The sequence below is a fragment of the Lactiplantibacillus plantarum genome, assembly GCF_014131735.1.
Taxonomy (GTDB): Bacteria; Bacillota; Bacilli; order Lactobacillales; family Lactobacillaceae; genus Lactiplantibacillus; species Lactiplantibacillus plantarum.
Window position 1 is genome coordinate 872,188 of record NZ_CP039121.1, and the last position, 19,282, is coordinate 891,469.

The 19,282-nt window shown below is 46.7% G+C and carries 14 protein-coding genes and 1 riboswitch; of the genes, 8 read left to right on the forward strand and 6 right to left on the reverse strand.

All coding sequences use genetic code 11. The features are described 5' to 3' along the window. Positions 1-6: 6 nt before the first annotated feature. Together purD and E5260_RS03910 are read left to right on the forward strand one after the other, a co-directional pair. Positions 7-1,248: a phosphoribosylamine--glycine ligase gene (gene purD / locus E5260_RS03905; protein WP_003644724.1), complete on the forward strand. Its 1,242-nt coding sequence runs from the start codon at positions 7-9 to the stop codon at positions 1,246-1,248. Positions 1,249-1,426: 178 nt separating this feature from the next. After that, on the forward strand, positions 1,427-2,095 hold the full coding sequence (locus E5260_RS03910; RefSeq protein WP_003642596.1) for a uroporphyrinogen decarboxylase/cobalamine-independent methonine synthase family protein: 669 nt from the start codon (positions 1,427-1,429) through the stop codon (positions 2,093-2,095). Positions 2,096-2,288: 193 nt separating this feature from the next. Here E5260_RS03910 and E5260_RS03915 read toward each other — a convergent pair whose 3' ends face one another. From E5260_RS03915 to E5260_RS03925, 3 genes are read right to left on the reverse strand one after another with little or no spacing between them, the layout of a single operon-like run. After that, positions 2,289-3,617, reverse strand: a complete 1,329-nt coding sequence (locus tag E5260_RS03915) for a glycosyltransferase family 2 protein (protein WP_003642597.1) — start codon at positions 3,615-3,617, stop codon at positions 2,289-2,291. A gap of 12 nt (positions 3,618-3,629) precedes the next feature. Continuing rightward, on the reverse strand, positions 3,630-4,148 hold the full coding sequence (locus E5260_RS03920) for a hypothetical protein (RefSeq protein ID WP_003642598.1): 519 nt from the start codon (positions 4,146-4,148) through the stop codon (positions 3,630-3,632). Continuing rightward, entirely contained in the window at positions 4,141-4,965 is an 825-nt protein-coding gene (locus E5260_RS03925; RefSeq protein WP_003642599.1) for an EAL domain-containing protein, read from the reverse strand. Before E5260_RS03925 ends, E5260_RS03920 begins: the two co-directional genes overlap by 8 nt. A gap of 310 nt (positions 4,966-5,275) precedes the next feature. Between E5260_RS03925 and E5260_RS03930 the strand changes: the two genes are divergently transcribed. Beyond that, positions 5,276-6,178 (forward strand): NmrA family NAD(P)-binding protein, encoded by a 903-nt coding sequence (locus tag E5260_RS03930; protein ID WP_003644723.1) that lies wholly within the window; start codon positions 5,276-5,278, stop codon positions 6,176-6,178. Between the two features lie 97 nt (positions 6,179-6,275). On the opposite strand, the gene E5260_RS03935 is transcribed toward E5260_RS03930, so the two are convergent. The 3 genes from E5260_RS03935 to E5260_RS03945 all read right to left on the reverse strand — a co-directional run bounded on the left by E5260_RS03935 (position 6,276) and on the right by E5260_RS03945 (position 11,117). Then, entirely contained in the window at positions 6,276-7,583 is a 1,308-nt protein-coding gene (locus E5260_RS03935; protein WP_003644722.1) for an NCS2 family permease, read from the reverse strand. Between the two features lie 344 nt (positions 7,584-7,927). After that, entirely contained in the window at positions 7,928-9,268 is a 1,341-nt protein-coding gene (locus tag E5260_RS03940) for a nucleobase:cation symporter-2 family protein (RefSeq protein ID WP_003642603.1), read from the reverse strand. 59 nt (positions 9,269-9,327) lie between these two features. Beyond that, positions 9,328-9,426: riboswitch (purine riboswitch) on the reverse strand. 101 nt (positions 9,427-9,527) lie between these two features. Further along, on the reverse strand, positions 9,528-11,117 hold the full coding sequence (locus E5260_RS03945; RefSeq protein ID WP_003642604.1) for a PucR family transcriptional regulator: 1,590 nt from the start codon (positions 11,115-11,117) through the stop codon (positions 9,528-9,530). A gap of 946 nt (positions 11,118-12,063) precedes the next feature. On the opposite strand from E5260_RS03945, the gene pyrR reads away from it, so the two are divergent. The 5 genes from pyrR (at position 12,064) to carB (ending at position 19,244) form a co-directional block, all read left to right on the forward strand. After that, positions 12,064-12,606, forward strand: coding sequence for a bifunctional pyr operon transcriptional regulator/uracil phosphoribosyltransferase PyrR (gene pyrR, locus E5260_RS03950; RefSeq protein ID WP_003639428.1), 543 nt, complete (start codon positions 12,064-12,066; stop codon positions 12,604-12,606). A gap of 146 nt (positions 12,607-12,752) precedes the next feature. Beyond that, positions 12,753-13,688, forward strand: a complete 936-nt coding sequence (locus tag E5260_RS03955; RefSeq protein WP_003642605.1) for an aspartate carbamoyltransferase catalytic subunit — start codon at positions 12,753-12,755, stop codon at positions 13,686-13,688. A gap of 3 nt (positions 13,689-13,691) precedes the next feature. Continuing rightward, positions 13,692-14,984, forward strand: coding sequence for a dihydroorotase (locus E5260_RS03960; RefSeq protein WP_003642606.1), 1,293 nt, complete (start codon positions 13,692-13,694; stop codon positions 14,982-14,984). Continuing rightward, positions 14,981-16,075: a carbamoyl phosphate synthase small subunit gene (locus tag E5260_RS03965; protein WP_003642607.1), complete on the forward strand. Its 1,095-nt coding sequence runs from the start codon at positions 14,981-14,983 to the stop codon at positions 16,073-16,075. The genes E5260_RS03960 and E5260_RS03965 overlap by 4 nt, the downstream gene beginning before the upstream one ends. Next, a complete protein-coding gene (gene carB / locus E5260_RS03970) occupies positions 16,068-19,244 on the forward strand; it encodes a carbamoyl-phosphate synthase large subunit (protein WP_003642608.1) in 3,177 nt (1,058 codons plus the stop codon). Before E5260_RS03965 ends, carB begins: the two co-directional genes overlap by 8 nt. Positions 19,245-19,282 lie beyond the last annotated feature (38 nt).

The window sequence follows — 19,282 nt, forward strand, 5'->3', positions numbered from 1 at the left end:
GCGTGCATGGCAAACGTATTAGTAGTTGGTGGTGGCGGTCGCGAACATGCCATTGCCAAGGCAATGATGGCAAGTCCGCAAGTCAGTACCGTCTATTGTGCACCCGGTAATCCAGGCATGATCCGGGATGGTATTCGGACACTAGCGATTGACGAAATGGACTTTGCGGGGTTGGTCAACTTTGCACGGGCCAATACGGTTACCCTGACCTTCGTCGGGCCCGAAGTACCGCTAGCCGCGGGCATTGTTGATTACTTTCAAGCAGCCGGCCTGGCTATCTTTGGCCCCAACCAAGCTGCGGCACAGTTGGAAAGTTCTAAGGTATTCGCGAAGGCCTTCATGAGTCGCCATCACATTCCGACGGCCGACTACCGGCAATTTCATGAATTGGATTCGGCACTAGCTTATAGTCATGAACAAGCGGTGCCGCAAGTTATCAAAGTCGATGGGCTGGCAGCTGGTAAAGGGGTGACGGTTGCGACGAGTTATGAACAAGCCGCGGCAGCGATTAAGACGGCCTTTAAAACTAGTTCGACGGTCTTGATCGAGGACTACGTTGCTGGCTTTGAGTTTTCCCAAATGGTTTTGGTTGGTGGTGAGCACTATGCGTTATTACCGACCGCCCAAGATCATAAACGGTTACAGGACCATGACCGGGGACCGAACACGGGTGGTATGGGGGCCTATTCACCAGTACCGCAAATCACGCCCGCGGTTATCGATCAAACGATTGCGACAATTATTGAACCGACGATTGCAGGTCTCAAAGCCGATGGGTTAAGCTTTGAAGGGGTTATCTATGTTGGGGGAATCCTGACTGCGACCGGTGTTCAAGTTATTGAATATAATTTGCGACTGGGTGATCCTGAAACGCAGATCTTATTACCACAACTACAGAGTGATTTTTATCAAGTCATCGTCGATTTATTGCAACATCGGCAACCACACGCGCAGTGGCAAACGACGGCAACTTATCTTGGCGTCGTACTAGCTGCTCCCGGTTATCCGGGACCAACTGAAGCCGGTGTACCGGTTCCGACGGTTGCTGGTGCGGATTATGCTAGCGTTGCGGGTACCCCGGATCAATTGGTCAGTGCGGGTGGCCGGGTGATGATGGTTACCGCAAGTGCCCCGAGCTTGGTCGCAGCACAGCGGGCTGTTTATCAACAAATCGACCAACTCAGAGTCGGTGATCTAGTGTACCGAACTGATATTGGCGTTAAGGGGATGACAGCGTCCCACGATTAGCGCTTGACATTCGGTGAGCACCATTCTATGCTGGAAACATTACTTAAATTCGTCATAAAAGAATAATGGTTGGTGTTGGCAGTTAAAGGCTGACCCAAACGTTGAAATCGTCCTTTTTAAGCAGTAGGGGACGATTTTTATATTGGCAGAATGCAATTAATTTGGAGGCTAAACGGGCATGGAATTTGGCACATTGATGATGATGGTTAGGCACCGTGTACATGGTTGGCAAATGGCAATGCGGTCTCAAAAAGGGTTGCATCGGGGCACAACAACGCTGAATATTAATGCGGCGGGACTTAAACGGATGGAGGACGCTGCTTTTATGCATCATATTCGGAAACCGGTTGATAAGCCGCATAATCTAAATTGGTGGCACTTTAACTTTTTCTGGGGGCTACAAGGCATCACCCAATCCGGGATAGGTTCGGTACCGGCGCTCGCGTTGACCGGTAAAATCAGTGGCTTCAACCATCCTGCCGTTGCGCATTTTGAATTCATGCGCAATCAAATCAGTGGTGGAACTGTGGATAAACAAATCTTGCCTGCTCCCGAGCTGTGCTTGGCAGAACTCAAACGGTCCGATAATGCGCGCGCACTTAATCGAGTCTATCAATCAGATACGGAAATGGTGCATGACTTGGCCGCAGCCTACCACCAGATCATGAGTGACTTGTATCGAGTTGGTGCGCGGACGATTCAGCTGAATCGCCAGGGCCTCGGCAGTCAGCAAGGGCGATCAATTACTGAACTTGGCACACAGGTAAGTCGTGAGGCCGTTCGTGATTTACCTGCCGATCTCTGTGTTCAGTGGCACGTGACACATGGGACCTGTTACTCAGCGTAGCTAGTCACAGGGTGGCCTGGGCAGCTCCGTTTGCATAGCTAAGAAAACGATCAAAAGGGATTAATATTAAAACGTGCACTTACCTGAGTCAGTTATCACTCAGGTAAGTGCACGTTTTTGGTTGGGCTGGTTGCAAGTTCTCGCACCAGTAGACCCGTTATCGATTATTGAAAGCGTTAATAGCGACACCGTTTTACTTTTTACCCTGCAATGACTGTCGCTTCGGGCTGACCCACGTTCCGGAGCCAAAGCCCAGAATGGTTTTGAGTGCAGGAATAAACGTTGCAACGACGGTGATAGGATTGATCATCCAGTAAAATAACATGTAGAGTGGGGCGAAGAACCAGTACTTTAGTTTCGCACCATGATGGTCCAACAGGAGTGCCGCTAACAGTTGCATGAACCCGGCCAATAGTTCAAAACTAACAAAGACAAATGACAACATCAAGCCGTGGTAGACTCGTTCAAAATTGCCGGTTATCAGGAAGTAACCCATCAGAATCAAAAACATCAAGGAAGTGATGACGAAGAAAAAGGACCAGATGATTGACAACGTCGAATCGACGAACATTGATAGTTGATAGCGATGAACGATTGGGTGGAAAATGAATTTCTTAATGTTCGTTAACCACACTTCCGTGCCACCCTGTGCCCAACGTTTGCGTTGATGATAAAGGTCTCGGATTGTGGTGGGGACGTTCATATGGAAGACGATGTTAGGGGCAAACCGCGGGACGGCGCCCACCATTTGGTGATCCCAGGCAATACTGATATCTTCCGTCGCGCGATTTTGTCGAAAGCCACCAACGTCAATTAGAAATTGTTTGCGGTAGAGGGTATTTGCCCCGCTATACGCGTACATAGAGTCGTTGATGGAAGTTTGACTCCGCTTGATAACACCGACGATACTAGAGAATTCAACGGTTTGAGATTTACCTAAAAGCGACGTTCGATTTTGAACATCCATATTGGCGGTGACGGCGGATGTATTCATATCGCGGTCATGGATGAAGAAATTCATATACTTCATCAGGGCGTCCTTTTCTGGAATCGTATCAGCGTCGTTGCTGAGAATATACTCACCCTGGGCAAAGTACATGCCAATATTGAAGGCGTGGGCCTTGCCCTTGTTTTTCTCAATTTCAACGGTTCGTAGCCGTGGATAGACGGACTGCAACCGTTGAATAATGGTGGCCGTCTTGTCAGTCGAACCATCGTTCATGACTAGGACCTCGTAGTTCGTATAATTGAGCTGGGTAAATAAGTATGTGATGGTTTCTTCAATCATGACTTCTTCGTTGTGCGCCGGGATCATGATGGTAATCATTGGTTGCTGTTCAGCCGGAATGTACTGCCAGTCATCATCACGCTTATTGGTCTTGATAAAGCGGTAGGATAGCGCGCCGGCGAACCAGAAAAAAGAGCCAACGATGGGGTAGAGGCATAAAATCAGGAGTGCGATGTTGATTACCGATTTAAATAAGGTTGCGGCGAATATGTGGTCAATAAAAATATTTGTCATGGCGCCCCCTGGTTAATCGTTAATATCGTCTAAATTATTTTGTTGATAAAGTTGCTGAATCTGATTAGTATCGAGATTTTGTTCTGGCTTGACCCGGTAGTGGCGGGTATGTTCACGAAATTCGGCATTGCCGAAACGGTCCGCCATGAACTGAGCGAGCAGTTGCTGCCGTTTTTTCTGATTAATGGGATTAAAGGTTGGCCACTGTTCAACGACACGTTCACGCTTACGATTCTGTATAATGGTCATGGTCACTGCAAAAAGGGATGCGAGTGCAAAGCAAAAGGCCAGTAAGATACCGATGAACTTAAATTCGAAAAGACCTTCATGGTAGTGCCAGAAACGCGGAATGTGTGGATTATAACTTGACCAAATGGAAAGGACTGTCACGGTGATGGGCACAATCACTGCGATCCAACCCACGATACCAACGATCGTTTGGCGAATCTTGAGTCCCCAATGGCCAGTGTCAAAGTACGCATCAGAGTATAGTTGTTGCCGATTAACATCATCAGTGGTTGGTTTAGGCATCGTGGTTCTCCTTTGTGGTTGATTGCTGGGGATTGATTGGATGGCCGAATAAGTAGCCTTGGCGAATGCTGATTTGCAGTTGCTCGGCGAGTTGTTCATCGGCCTCATTTTCGATTCCCATTAGAATTAGATCAATATTGTTTTCCTTAGAGAGCTGATTCCAGAATTGGAGGTTCAGGTCCAGCCAGACGGATGGGTCTTCCTTGCGAAATGAGCGCATTGAGCATTTGAGCGTGTCGATATCTTTTAAAAGCCACTGAATGTTTTTAAGATTGGCTAGACTTGCACCGACGTTATCGATTCCAAACTGCATGCCGTAACCGCGGGCTTCACGAATTCGTCGCCGAAATAGGCGTTTATTGATACGACGCGGTTGGTATTGAGGTGTGTACTCAATTGCCAAGTGCATCGGTTCGATGTTCGCAATTGCCCAGCGAACAAAATAACGGAATTCGGGACTGATGATTTGTTCGTATTCTAAATTGATTGATAACGTAATCGCTTCATCAGGTAGCGCCTTAAAGGTATCTTCAAGCAGGAAGATCACCCGCTGAAGTGGAAGTGAGTCAAGTTGTGGTGGTAATGACCACGAACCATCAGTATTTTGTTGACGCAGGAGACATTCATAGCCGGTAGTGCGGCCACGAAAATCGACTTGTTTTTGAATAAAGTAGCGTAGATTAAAATCATCATTTTCAAGGTAATTGTTGGAACGTTTGCGGGAGTACCAATAATAAGTACCAATCGTCAGGATGAAGATGACCGCAATTGAGCCTGTCAACCACAGTAATCCTATTTCTAATTGTGCTAGACTCATCTAATATAATCTCCGTAAGAAAAACTTATGGTAACAGGAAAGACGACTAACCGTCGTAGTTGACAGTGTCAAACATTTTGACATTATAGGCCTAATTTTGCACAGTTTCAACAAAAATTATCTCTTGATAAATAGAAATGATTTTTGATTAACGTTAATCAGTCCTGTCTTATGAACGAATCACGCAACCGCACATCAACACTGTTTAGCCAACTAAACCACCAGTGATTGACGGGGTTTTAGTGGTCGCTTATAATCGATAATGACTTTGACGGATAATTTAATAAGTATAGAAGAGGGTTATCATAAAATGAAAATTGTTTTAACGGGTTCAATCGGTCGTATTAACCAGACCTTGGTACCTAAGCTGACCCATGCTGGTCATGAAGTGACGGTCATCAGTCATCAAGCAACTCGCAGTAGTTTGATAAAGGTTTTTCGCGCAACCCCTGCCATTGGTCGACTTGATGACGAAGCGTTTTTGACCAAGACGTTCATGGGCGCTGACGTGGTATACCTCATGGTAACTGGTATAGCGGCGAGTGATGATCTTTATACCGCTGCCAAACGACAAGCGGACATCTATGCCGCCGCGATCAAGGCAGCCGGCGTAAAACGAGTGGTGAATCTGAGTAGCGTGGGGGCCGACTTGGGACCAGAAGTCGGTGCACTTTACATGTATCATATTATCGAACAAACGTTAACAACCGCTTTACCAGACGTGGACTTAACGTTTATCCGCCCAACGGCAATGTACTATAATTTACTGAGCAGTGTGCCAACCGTTAAAAAGAGTCATCGAATCTACACAAATGCCAATTTGGCTGTTAAGAACGTGTGGGTTGCGCCGGTCGACGTTACAACTGTACTGATTAAGGCGCTGACCGAACCGACACCGGGGCAAACGGTGACATATGTTGCGAGTGATGAGAAAACTTATTTGGAAGTTGCTTCCGCACTGTCACAGGCTCTTAAAATGCCGGATTTGCGCGTTTCACAAGTGCCTGATGAGGTCATGCAAGATCATTTAGTGACTGCCGGAACCCCGGTCGCATTTGCACGGGAATATGTTAAAACGGTCGCTTACCAGCGTGACCACGATTTTTACGCGGATTATCGAGCACATCAACCTCGATTAGGCGATGTTAAACTTGCTGACTTTGCCCAAGTCTACGCTGAAGATTACCATAATCAACAAGTTCTTAAACACTAGTAGGCGTTAGATGCAGCCGTGCCTACTAAAAAACACCCCTGAGTTAAAGACTCAGGGGTGTTTTAGACTGCCATCATTGCTTAGCGAACCATCAGTTCTAAGCGACAAATGCAAAGTAGAGAATGAAGACGACCATCATCGTCCACATGAGGGCGTTTACTTCACGCCAACGGCCTTTGACCGTCATGGTGATTGGGTAGAAGATAAAGCCAACGGCCAAACCTTCTGAGATACTGTAAGTTAGTAGCATCATAATCATGGTGAAAAAGGCTGGGACGGCGATTTCAAACTTGGTCCAATCAATATATTGAACGTTTGATAACATTAAAATACCAACGATAATCAGGGCTGAAGCGGTCACCGCGGACGTAATCACCGTCAAAATTGGAGAGAAAAAGGCGGCGATGGCAAACAAGAGGGCAACGAAGACGGAAGATAACCCAGTACGGGCCCCCACGGCAACGCCGGAAGTCGATTCAACATAAGCCGTTGTCGGTGACGTGCCAAAGACTGCTCCTAAAGTTGTGGCGAGTGCACCACTAAAGAGCGCTTTACCAACGCCTTTGACTTCGCCGGATTCTTTGTCCACCATGCCGGCTTCGGTTGCCACCCCAACCAAGGTTCCCGACGTATCGAAAAGGCCAATGATGAAGAACGTCAGGATGACAATGATCATTTGAAACGAATTAATATTACCAAGGTGTGTCACGGCTTGACCAAAAATCGGTTGAACGCTCGGAACCCCACTGATAATCCCAGTTGGTAGGGGAATAATCCCGAAGATCATTCCGACTGCGGCGGTGATGAACATGCCCCAGAAAATACCACCAGTTACATTAGCGGTGACTAGCATGATGCCGACGATAATCCCGAAAATCGCCAACAAAACGGTGGGACTGTGCAAGTTACCCAGGGCGACCGCGTTGGACTTATTCGCAACGATAATCCCAGAGGTTTGTAGTCCTGAAAAAGCAATGAACAAGCCAATTCCGGCAGATACGGCGTATTTTAGCGCACTTGGAATCAAGTTGATCAGTTTATCGCGTAACTTGGAGAGCGTTAGTAGGATGAAAAGAATTCCGGCAACAAAGACTCCCGCCAAAGCGGTTTGCCAAGGAATGTGCCATTCCTGGACAACTGTATAAGTAAAGAAGGCATTCAGCCCCATCCCCGGTGCTAATGCTACGGGAAAATTGGCAACTAGCCCCATCAAGAGACAACCAACGATGGCCGCTAAAATCGTTGCGGTGAAGACGGCGGTCTTACTCATACCAGTACTTCCCAATAGTTCGGGATTTACGGCCAAAATATATGACATGGCTAAAAAGGTCGTCAGACCACCAATCAACTCGCGGCGGACTGAAGTGCGGTTTTCACGCAAATGAAATAATTGTTCTAGAATAATGACCCACTCCTAAAATTAATAAAAAACTAACAATTCAACAATTGTCTAGTATAACATACTGATTTTTAGGGTAACAGGGGATTAATCAGTTTATTGCCTCACGATGGCTTGTTTTTGGAATGGACCAGGTTTAGATGACTCTTCGGCAGCATGGGCAAGTTTTATGCCAAGTCGAAAGAAAGTTACTTTAAAAAAAGTCTTCATCGGTACGACGCTTGACATTCAGCAAAAAATGGCAGTATAAAGCAATCAATAGAATGAGAGCGGCTATTAAGTAGCAGAACAAAAAAACAGCGGTTCACTGCCAGATTAGGACCGTGAACCGCTGTTATTAAGCGTCATAATTAAGGTTGTTCTGTTTCATTGAGACCGACTGATTCATCATCAATCGTGTTTTCGGCTGCGTGGCGGTTGAAGAGTAAGTTAAGGCCAACTGCGGCTACACTACCAACGACCACCCCGTTGCTCAACATGATTTGAAGTGCACCAGGTAAGAATTGGAAGATATTGGTTTGCACCGTGACGCCCAAACCAAGACCAATCGAAACGGCTGCCACGAGTAAATTATTGTTATTGCGGAAATCGACTTGAGCTAACATTCGAATCCCTTGAATGCCAACGATCCCGAACATGACGACCATGGCGCCACCAAGTACTGGGTCGGGGATAATCGTCGCTAGCGCACCAATCTTAGGCAGTAGGCCCAATACAACTAAGAACGCAGCGGAAAAGTAAATTGGCTTTCGCGTCTTGACACCAGATAATTGAACGACGCCGACATTTTCAGAAAACGTTGAATAGGGGAAGGTACTGAACAAGCCACCGAGGATGACGGCAATTCCTTCTGCCCGGTAACCACGTTTTAAATCGTCGCCTTCAATTTTACGACCGGTAATGTCGCCAAGGGCAAAGAAGACCCCGGTCGATTCAACCATCGTTGTTAAGGAGACAAGGATCATGGTCAAAATGGATGACCATTCAAAGTGCGGGGTCCCAAAGTAAAAGAGGGTCGGTAAATGGAACCAGCTAGCTTCAGCGACGGGTTTTAAAGAAACCATCCCCATTGCCCCGGCAATCAAAGTCCCAACTAAAATACCAATCAGAATCGAAACGGATTTCATGAAGCCACGTGCAAACACGCTAATTAATAAAATAATTGCGATGGTGAGAAAACCAATGCCAAGTGCTTGCAAGTTACCGAAATCCTTGGCACTGGTGTCGCCGCCACCAAGATTTTGGAAGGCGACCGGAATCAGCGTGAATCCAATAATTGTGATTAGCGATCCCGTAACGACTGGTGGAAAGAGGTTCTTGATCTTTGAAAATAAGCCGGCAATCAGAAAAATAAAAATACCAGCACCAATGATTGAGCCATACATGGTCCCCAGCCCATATGTTTTACCGATTTGAATCAACGGATTGACGGCTTGAACGGCACAGCCAAGCACGACGGGAAGCCCGATTCCTGTTAGTGGTGTACGTTTTAATTGTAGGAACGTTGCGATCCCACACATGAAAATGTCGATTGAGACTAGGTAAGTTAATTGTTCTTGGCTGAAATGCAAGGCCGCGCCAATCAATAATGGCACGAGCACATCACCCGAATACATAGCTAACAGATGTTGAAACCCTAAAATGGCCGCCTTAACATTGGTAATTTTAGGTGCTGCGGATACTTCCTTCAAATCAATCTTCCTCTCTCGATTAAGCTGATTTGCCTATAAAAAAAGTCACCCCGGCAAACGGGATGACCTCGTTTGCTTATAGTCCAACCTTTACGGGGTTGGGTAGAAACTCGTCAACCATATCATGACATTATATAGGCAATTACCACTTATTTGAATGAGACTTATTCTAGCACAGATGAAAACCGAATACAAATGTAGCCGAATAAATTAATGTTCGTGAAAACGATATTTTTTTGGAAGATGAAAATGAAAACGTTCACTTTTGTGATTGTTGATTATGCCAAAGTAGCACTGCCATTTCTAGTGTTTGGGTCTGTTCAGGATCGTCCAAGTTCAACGTTAGCATTTTTTCGATCTTTTTAAGGCGGTAAATCACCGTATTGCGGTGAATATCTAGGTGGCCGGCCACTTCGGCAATGTTTTGATGGTAATAAAAATAGCCATACAGGGTCGTGAGTAGATTAAGTTGTTCATTCGCACTGACACCACTGACGAGTCCACCTAAAACCCGTTCGACAAACGATCGCGCTTCATTTTGTGGAATCAGTGAAATTAGTTCCTTGACGTACTTGGGCCGATAGATCGTGACTGCGTGGGGACTGTTTTTGCTGAGTGCCAAGGCTTCTGTCGCTTCATTATAGGTTGTTGCGAGTTCGGTTAGTGGTAGAGTCGAATAACTGTAACCAGCAATCAAACGCGCCTGTCTGTCCAACTTTGGCTGAATAAATTGAACGAGGGCGGTCAGAAAGTGCTGGGCATTTTGCTGGTCATTGATTAATAAGACCAATTGCTGCTTTAATGAAAAAACAATGACGGATGCTTGGTATTCTTTAATAAACCACAGTGTCAGTTGCTGAACCTGTTCCAAGAGATGGTTACTTAAGAGGGCCTGGTGATTAGTCGTGACTAAAATGGTGGCGCAGTGGAACTTCGTACTCGGATCAATATTGCGGGCTTTCAGAGTCTTATTCACGAGGTCGTTTGAAATACCGCCATCCATTACGTTTAAGTAGAAACCACTTTGGTTGCGGAATGCGGATTCGTTTAACATGTCCACCCGACCATTGACGAAACTCAAGGTGTTTAAGACGACTTGCGTCAGCATCTGATCAGTTGAGTTGGCCGGGTCCAAGTCGACGACGCCTACAAAGGCCTTATTTTCCTTATAAGCCGAAAATAGTGGCATGATGGTCAGGTCATTTGTTTGGTAAGGGAGAATGACGCGGGTATTGAGGTTGAAATAGTCGATATCGGTTTGATTGCGTAAAAAATCAGTCAAGGTATTGCGGGTCATCGGTAAATCTTGGGAAGCACTGACCACCCGAAAATGACTATCCATTAAGAAGAGAGGATGATGAATTAGCTCGCTACATTTATTCAAGACCGTGGTGTTGGTTGGGTCTTTGAGCAACAAATCCGCTAGTGTTTGGTTTGCCTTGACGATGCGACTGAGCTCATTAGTTTGTGACTTTAAGATGATGCTCAGCATTTTGCGCATGGTTTCAGAAATCAACTCATCACCGGGCGTAATAATGATTGGAAAAGCGAGTTCGTTCGCTAATTCAATCACTTTTTTTGGTAAATGGTCAACGTAACGATGATCCTTAAATCCGAGACCAGCACAGTTGGCATTGTGCATCGCCTTGATCAAAGTTAGTGGGTCGGTGGTTGTATTGACGAAGGGATAGCCGTTCGTAATCAAAAACTGACCATTAGCAAGGTAGTCAGCAATGTCAGGTGACTCGATCATTCCGATATTACTAATTTCGCGTTTGAGACCGCGTTCACCCGCAATTACCCGCATATGTTGCATTGATGGTGTTTGTAATAGTGTTTGTAAACGCATGGTAAGTCCCCCTAAAATTAGTTATCTTTAACAAGTAGTATACCGATAATTTGGCAGTTTGACTATAATTAAATGAAAAATAGATTAAAAACAAATGAAGCGTCGAACCAGTGTTATGGGTTAAGGAATTTAAGTATTGGAAAGGTTTATCCTAAGCGCAGGAGTAGCCGGCGCAGGACTGCTGAAGAAAGTTTTGTTTAGTGTAAATTCACCTGGTTAGGGCGTTGGATGCCGACATACAGAAACGGGATTCGCTCGGGTTGAGACTTCCAGTTAGCTAAGTGAAAGTTCACCCCTCAACGTTGCCGCTGAGATAATCTTCAGTTTCAACCCGTCTGAACTTCACCGGCTTCCAGTGCTGAGTATTGTCAGCAACGCCTTTCAGTCGAGGTGGTGTTCAAGTGATGGGTGGACTTAACTTTTGCTGAGTTTGTTGTTGCTCATAAAGGGTAGATTTCGCATATAATGATATTTTGATAGACCATTTGTTGCTAAATTAGCACGTTAAGATTGAAACAGTCATTAAAGTGAATTGATGGTCTCCCAGCTTTAATTGAAGTTCTAATATCAACGGATTCAACGACCAATGGTACTAATATTAGGCGACCGCTCATCATTTATTCTTAGAGGCCGGAATAAGACGATCACGTGTCACGATTGGAAATCTATTGAACTCGTCAGGTTCCTGAATGATGCTTGTCAACATAAAGGGCAAATGACCAAAGTCGTCAGATAATTAACGCGACTTAAGTTGATTAGTCCTTGACAGTTGTGGTGGAGTTCGTTACACTTAGTCCAATTAAACAAGCACCTTTAACTTAGTCCTGTGAGGCTAACAAGGGGAACGGTCATGTAGGGTCTCCCACGCTTTTCGCAGGAAAACGGGGTGACTCTTTTTTTACCCCGTGGATTAAGGTGAAATTACAGAAATGGAGCTGACAAACTAATGGCACGAGAAGTCGTTGATGCAATGACCATGCGCCGCGCGCTGACGCGGATCACTTATGAGATTATTGAGCAGAATAAGGGTGTTGGTAACCTGGTATTTATCGGTATCAAGACTCGTGGGATTTTTTTGGCCCAGCGGTTAGCGCAACGATTGAAACAGTTGGAAGGCGTTGACGTGCCAGTTGGTTCGTTAGATATCACGTTATATCGGGATGATCATCATGCGGTTGATGTTGCCGGTCAAGCGAAGCTAAATGGTGCTGATATTCCGGTTGATATCAATGGCAAACACGTTATCTTGGTCGATGATGTCTTATTTACAGGTCGGACAGTTCGGGCTGCGCTAGATGCCTTGATGGACCATGGACGTCCCGCAAAGATTTCGTTAGCGGTCTTAGTCGATCGTGGACATCGTGAATTACCGATCCGGCCTGATTTTATTGGTAAAAATATTCCAACGGCCTTGGATGAACAAGTCAGTGTCGCCCTTGAAGAACACGACGGACATGATGGAATTAGTATTGAAAAATTAGAAGAATGATTTAATTGAATAAAACCATTTAATTGTTTCCAGAGAGGAACGAAACGGTTTGGCCATGCGTGACCACTTAATCGGAGTCTAGCCTCTTTGCAAACATTTTTGCGGAAGCTAGACTTTTTTTATATACAAAGGAGACGGCAATAGCCATGAAAACGAGTCAAAACCTAGTTAGTGTTGAACAATTTAGTAATCAGGACGTGATGGCCTACTTGAAGTTGGCCCAAGCTTTCAAGAATGGGAAAACGGTACAACTGTCACAGCCAACGTTTGCGATGAACTTATTTTTTGAGAATAGCACCCGCACACATACAAGTTTTGAGATGGCCGAACGACGATTAGGATTACAGGTGATTCCGTTTGACCCAAAGACTAGTTCCGTGACTAAGGGCGAAAGCTTGCTGGATACTTTGAAAACGATTGAAGCCATTGGCGTCAACTTGGCAGTGGTTCGGCATCAACGCGATCGTTATTATCAACCACTTCTCGACGCCGGGTTTGACATGAGTTTGATCAATGCTGGTGATGGTAGTGGGCAACATCCGTCACAATCGTTGTTGGATATGCTAACTATTTATGAAGAATTTGGTCATTTTGATGGTTTAAAGATAGCTATTGTGGGTGACTTGGCCCATTCACGTGTGGCCCGTTCCAATATGGCGTTACTGACGCAACTAGGAGCCCAGGTTTACTTTGGCGGCCCCAAAGAATGGTATGGCCGTGACTTTGAAGCATACGGCGAATATCAGACGATGGACCAGTTAGTCGCAACGATGGACGTCATGATGTTATTACGTGTCCAACACGAACGATTATCGCAAGTGAACAATCAGACCTTCGATGCGTCTGCCTACCATCAACAGTATGGTTTAACAGCTGAGCGCGCCGCACGAATGCCCAAGCATGCGATTATCATGCATCCGGCCCCCGTTAATCGAGGTGTTGAGCTAGCGAGTGACTTAGTTGAAGCGCCGCAATCACGAATTTTTCAGCAGATGACGAATGGTGTTTATATTCGGATGGCAATGGTGGCGAGCGTCCTCGCTCATCAAGGATTAATTTCAGCAACTCAAGTGGAGGTTTAACGCATGACAACATTAATTAAGAATGCTCAAGTGTGGCAAGCAGGGCAGTTACAAACAACGGATATCCTGATTGCCGAGGGCCGAATTAAGGCGATCGGGCATCAACTGCACGATCAGTTTGGACCGGCGGATCACGTCATTTGTGCCGATCAGCACTTTGTTAGTCCGGGCTTTGTCGACGTACACGTCCATTTACGCGATCCTGGTCAAACAGCGAAGGAAACGATTGCGACCGGAACGTTAGCCGCGGCGCATGGCGGTTTCACAACGGTCGGAGCAATGCCTAATGTGGATCCGGTACCCGATACATCTGAGCGGGTCGCGACGATGGTGGCGCGTAATCAGCAGGAAGCACATGTTCACGTCGCACAATATGCCAGCATTACGACTGGGCGGACTAGTGAACAGCTCGTTGACTTTGCCGGCATCAAAGCTGCGGGGGCCTTTGCCGTCAGTAACGATGGTTCCGGTGTTCAAACGGCCGGAACCATGTTTGCAGCCATGCAAGGTGCTGCTAAAGTTGGGTTGCCATTAGCGGCACACGTTGAGGATGATTCGCTTTATCATCATGGCGTGATGAACGCGGGGCCCGTTGCTGATCGGCTAGGATTGCCTGGTATCAATAATGTTTCAGAAGCGGCCCAAGTGGCTCGTGATGTCATGTTGGCGGAAGCGAGTGGGGTTCACTACCATGTTTGTCACGTCTCAACGGCGGAAAGTTTACGCGTGATTCGCAATGCGAAAGCAGCTGGCATCAACGTGACTTGTGAAGTATCGCCCCATCATTTACTCCTTTGTGATGAAGATATTACGATGGATAACCCGATGTTAAAGATGAATCCACCGTTGCGTTCAGCCAAGGATCGCGCAGCGTTAGTTGCGGGATTGTTGGATGGCACGATCGACATGATTGCGACGGACCATGCGCCGCATACTGATGCCGAAAAACAGGGCAGCATGAAGACGGCAGCCTTCGGGATTACTGGGATTGAGACTGCCTTTGCCACGCTATATACGGCGCTGGTCAAGACCCGGTTACTGACGCTCGGTCGTTTAATTGAACTGATGAGCACGCGTCCGGCTGAACTATTTGGCTTAAATACAGCCGGCCGGTTGGTAGTGGGGGCACCGGCTGATCTAACCATTATTGATTTAGATCATCAATATGAAATCGAAGCGGCCACCATGTTATCGAAGGGGCACAATTCCCCGTTTATCGGTTGGCCCGTTTATGGCAACGTCTTAATGACACTAGTTGACGGTAAGTTGGCATATGGAAAGGAAACGCAAGCATGAAACGATACTTAGTACTTGAAGATGGTACGATTTACCCCGGCACGGGGTTTGGTGCGACAACGGCCACGGTTGGTGAATTAGTCTTTAATACCGGCATGAGTGGTTATCAAGAGTCGATCACAGACCAGTCTTATAATGGCGAAATCTTGATGTTTACGTATCCTTTGATTGGAAATTACGGCATTAATCGGGATGACCATGAGTCAATCAAGCCAACTTGTAAGGGCGTTGTTGTTCACGAAGTTGCCCGACGAGCCAGTAATTGGCGTAATGCTCAGTCGTTGGACGATTATCTAAAACAGAATGCGATTCCTGGCATTATGGATATTGATACGCGGGCGGTTACTAAACATATCCGAACGAAGGGCGCGATGAAGGCCACCATCGTCGATAACGTCTTACCAGATACGGTTGACCGGCTCAAAGTCACGGAATTAAATCGGGCCGTTGTTGCCCAGAGCTCAACGAATAACGCCTATCCCAACCCAGCGACAGGCCCCAACGTGGTCGTCGTCGACTTTGGGTTGAAGCATTCGATTTTACGCGAATTAGCAAAGCGTCAATGCAACTTGACGGTGTTGCCGTACAATACCACGGCGAGTGAAATCATGGCTTTGAATCCGGATGGTGTGATGTTGACGAACGGCCCTGGTGATCCCAAAGATATTCCGGGAGCCTTAGAGATGATCAGAGAAGTGGAAAAACATGTGCCGCTATTTGGAATTTGTCTCGGACATCAACTTTTTGCGCTAGCAAACGGTGCGGACACGTTCAAGATGAAGTTCGGACATCGTGGGTTTAACCATCCCGTTCGTGAGATTGCAACTGGGCGGATTGATTTTACGTCGCAAAACCATGGTTACGCGGTGGATCGGGATTCATTAGCGCAGACTGACTTGTTAATCACCCATGAGGAGATTAATGATGGTACCGTGGAAGGCTTGCGGCATCGCGACTACGCGGCCTTTTCCGTGCAATATCATCCGGACGCAGCGCCGGGTCCTCACGATGCTGATCATATTTTTGACGAATTTATTGATTTGATGGCGGCTAATCAAGCAACCCAGAAAGGAAGCCAATTCAATGCCTAAACGGACAGATATTCATAAAATTATGGTAATTGGTTCAGGACCAATTATTATTGGTCAGGCCGCAGAATTTGATTATTCTGGGACACAAGCTTGCCTGGCATTAAAAGAACTCGATTATGAAGTGGTCTTGGTCAATTCTAACCCCGCAACGATTATGACGGACAAAGAAATTGCGGACCAGGTCTACTTGGAACCAATTACACTTGAATTTGTTTCACAGATTCTCCGCAAAGAACATCCGGATGCGATTTTGCCAACTTTAGGCGGCCAGCAGGGCTTGAATATGGCGATGGAATTATCTAAATCGGGTATTCTCGATGAGTTGCACATTGAACTGTTAGGAACGAAGCTCAGCGCAATTGATCAGGCGGAAGACCGGGAACAGTTTAAGGCACTGATGGAAGAATTGGGCGAACCCGTGCCAGCTTCTGGTATTGCGCGGACGGTTGACGAAGCGTTGGCTTTCGCTGAGCAAGCTGGTTATCCGGTCATCGTGCGACCAGCCTTTACGATGGGGGGGACTGGCGGTGGCATCGCCGAGACGCCCCAACAGTTACACGACATTACCGAAAATGGGTTGGCGTTATCACCAGTGACCCAAGTTCTGATCGAACAAAGTATTGCCGGGTACAAAGAAATTGAGTTTGAAGTTATGCGTGATGCTGCGGATAATGCGATGGTCGTCTGCAATATGGAAAATTTTGACCCCGTGGGGATTCATACCGGTGATTCAATCGTCTATGCACCTGTTCAAACGTTAGCAGATCGCGAAGTGCAATTATTACGGGATGCTGCTTTGAAGATTATTCGGGCGTTGAAGATTGAGGGGGGCTGTAACGTTCAGTTGGCCCTCGATCCGAATAGTTTTAATTACTATATCATTGAAGTAAATCCGCGGGTCAGTCGCTCATCAGCGTTAGCCTCCAAAGCGACTGGTTACCCAATTGCTAAGATGGCTGCCAAGATTGCAGTCGGCTTGCATTTGGATGAAATTAAAAATCCGGTGACGGGAACCACTTACGCTGAATTCGAGCCAGCGTTGGACTATGTAGTTTGCAAGATTCCTCGCTGGCCGTTTGATAAGTTCACCCATGCTGATCGTCGTTTGGGCACTCAGATGAAGGCGACCGGCGAAGTCATGGCGATTGGGCGCAATATTGAAGAAGCCACACTAAAGGCGGTCCGATCACTAGAAATTGGGGTGCACCACGTTGAAGAACCCGCTTTGCGTAGTGTTGATGATGATGTACTCAGCGATAAGCTCATTCATGCGCAGGATGATCGGTTATTCTACTTAACGGAAGCAATTCGCCGCGGTTACCCGATTGATGAATTAGCCGAACTCACCAAGATCAACGTGTTCTTCCTGGATAAACTATTACACATTATTGAAATCGAACAAGCTTTGCGTACCCATACGGATGACATAGAGACACTAACTGTTGCTAAACGCAATGGCTTCGCCGATCAAACGGTAGCTGACTATTGGCACGAAACAATCGATCAGGTTCGCGACTTCCGCTTAGCGCACAAACTAGCGCCCGTTTATAAGATGGTCGATACTTGTGCCGGTGAGTTTGCTTCGGAGACACCTTATTACTACGGCACTTATGAGTTTGAAAATGAGAGTATTGTCACGAAACGTCCATCCGTTTTAGTGTTAGGGTCAGGGCCGATTCGCATTGGGCAAGGGGTGGAATTCGACTATGCTACCGTTCACTCCGTTAAAGCCATTCAAAAAGCTGGCTATGAAGCGATTATCATGAATAGTAATCCGGAAACCGTCTCGACCGATTTCTCAGTATCAGACAAATTGTACTTCGAGCCACTGACGATTGAAGATGTCTTAAACGTGATCGAACTTGAAAAACCAGTGGGCGTGATTGTGCAATTTGGTGGTCAAACAGCGATTAACTTAGCGAAACCATTGGCTGACCATGGTATCAAAATATTAGGGACGAGTGTGGCGGATGTCAACCGTGCGGAAGACCGTGACGAATTTGATAAGGTCATCAAAGCTTTAGCTATTCCACAACCGGCTGGTGATACGGCAAGTGATGAAGCAACCGCGCTAGCTATTGCGGATAAGTTGGGCTATCCCGTCCTTGTCCGGCCCAGTTATGTCCTTGGTGGCCGGGCGATGGAAATTGTCAAGAAGCGGACCGACTTAGACTATTACATGCATAACGCGGTCAAGGTGTCGCATGACCACCCCGTTTTAGTGGACAGTTATTTGGTCGGGAAGGAATGTGAAGTTGATGCCATTTGTGACGGTCAAACAGTCTTGATTCCGGGAATTATGGAACACATCGAACGGGCGGGTGTCCATTCTGGCGATTCGATGGCCGTTTATCCGCCACAGTCACTTTCGGCGGCGGTCCAAGCACAAATTGTGGATTATACTGAAAAATTAGCCATTGCGCTCAACTGTGTCGGGATGATGAACATTCAATTCGTAATCCACGACGACCAAGTTTATGTGATTGAAGTCAATCCGCGCGCGAGCCGGACGGTGCCATTCTTAAGCAAGGTCACGAACATTCCGATGGCTCAAGTTGCGACTCGGGCAATCCTTGGCCAGTCATTGGCTGAACAAGGTTATCAGACTGGCTTGGTCACACCGGGTCCCTTAGTACACGTCAAAGCGCCGGTCTTTTCATTTTCAAAGTTGAATCGTGTGGATAGTTTGTTGGGACCAGAAATGAAGTCAACGGGTGAAGTCATGGGCAGCGATGTCACGATGGCAAAGGCGCTTTACAAAGCCTTTGAAGCGGCTAAGCTACACGTGCCGAGCCATGGTAACGTACTTTTGACTGTCCGGGATGAAGACAAGCCAGAAACAGTGGCGTTAGCCAAGCGGTTCCATGCGTTGGGCTACCAATTGCTAGCGACTCGGGGAACGGCGACTGCTCTGACCACACACGGGTTACCCGTTACGACCGTCGACAAGATCGATAGTGGCGAGCATGATTTACTGCATCGCATGGAAGCTGGCGAAATTCAAGTCGTCATTAATACGGTTTCGGATGAAGAACAGGCTGAAAATGATGGTACCCTGATTCGAAACACGTCAATTATGCACGGTATTCCATTGTTTACGGCCTTAGATACGGTCGCGGCAATTTTGCAAGTACGAGAATCACAGTCATTTGTAACGCAGGCGCTCTAAATCAGGACACCCGCCGATAAGCTTGATCATAGGAGGAA

Excerpts from the sequence above, each read along its gene's own strand:
- E5260_RS03965 (WP_003642607.1), top strand. The coding sequence starts at position 14,981 with ATGAAACGATACTTAGTACTTGAAGATGGTACGATTTACCCCGGCACG.
- E5260_RS03915 (WP_003642597.1), bottom strand. The coding sequence starts at position 3,617 with ATGACAAATATTTTTATTGACCACATATTCGCCGCAACCTTATTTAAA.
- E5260_RS03945 (WP_003642604.1), bottom strand. The coding sequence starts at position 11,117 with ATGCGTTTACAAACACTATTACAAACACCATCAATGCAACATATGCGG.
- pyrR (WP_003639428.1), top strand. The coding sequence starts at position 12,064 with ATGGCACGAGAAGTCGTTGATGCAATGACCATGCGCCGCGCGCTGACG.
- E5260_RS03920 (WP_003642598.1), bottom strand. The coding sequence starts at position 4,148 with ATGCCTAAACCAACCACTGATGATGTTAATCGGCAACAACTATACTCT.
- E5260_RS03960 (WP_003642606.1), top strand. The coding sequence starts at position 13,692 with ATGACAACATTAATTAAGAATGCTCAAGTGTGGCAAGCAGGGCAGTTA.
- E5260_RS03910 (WP_003642596.1), top strand. The coding sequence starts at position 1,427 with ATGGAATTTGGCACATTGATGATGATGGTTAGGCACCGTGTACATGGT.
- E5260_RS03955 (WP_003642605.1), top strand. The coding sequence starts at position 12,753 with ATGAAAACGAGTCAAAACCTAGTTAGTGTTGAACAATTTAGTAATCAG.
- E5260_RS03925 (WP_003642599.1), bottom strand. The coding sequence starts at position 4,965 with ATGAGTCTAGCACAATTAGAAATAGGATTACTGTGGTTGACAGGCTCA.
- carB (WP_003642608.1), top strand. The coding sequence starts at position 16,068 with ATGCCTAAACGGACAGATATTCATAAAATTATGGTAATTGGTTCAGGA.
- purD (WP_003644724.1), top strand. The coding sequence starts at position 7 with ATGGCAAACGTATTAGTAGTTGGTGGTGGCGGTCGCGAACATGCCATT.
- E5260_RS03930 (WP_003644723.1), top strand. The coding sequence starts at position 5,276 with ATGAAAATTGTTTTAACGGGTTCAATCGGTCGTATTAACCAGACCTTG.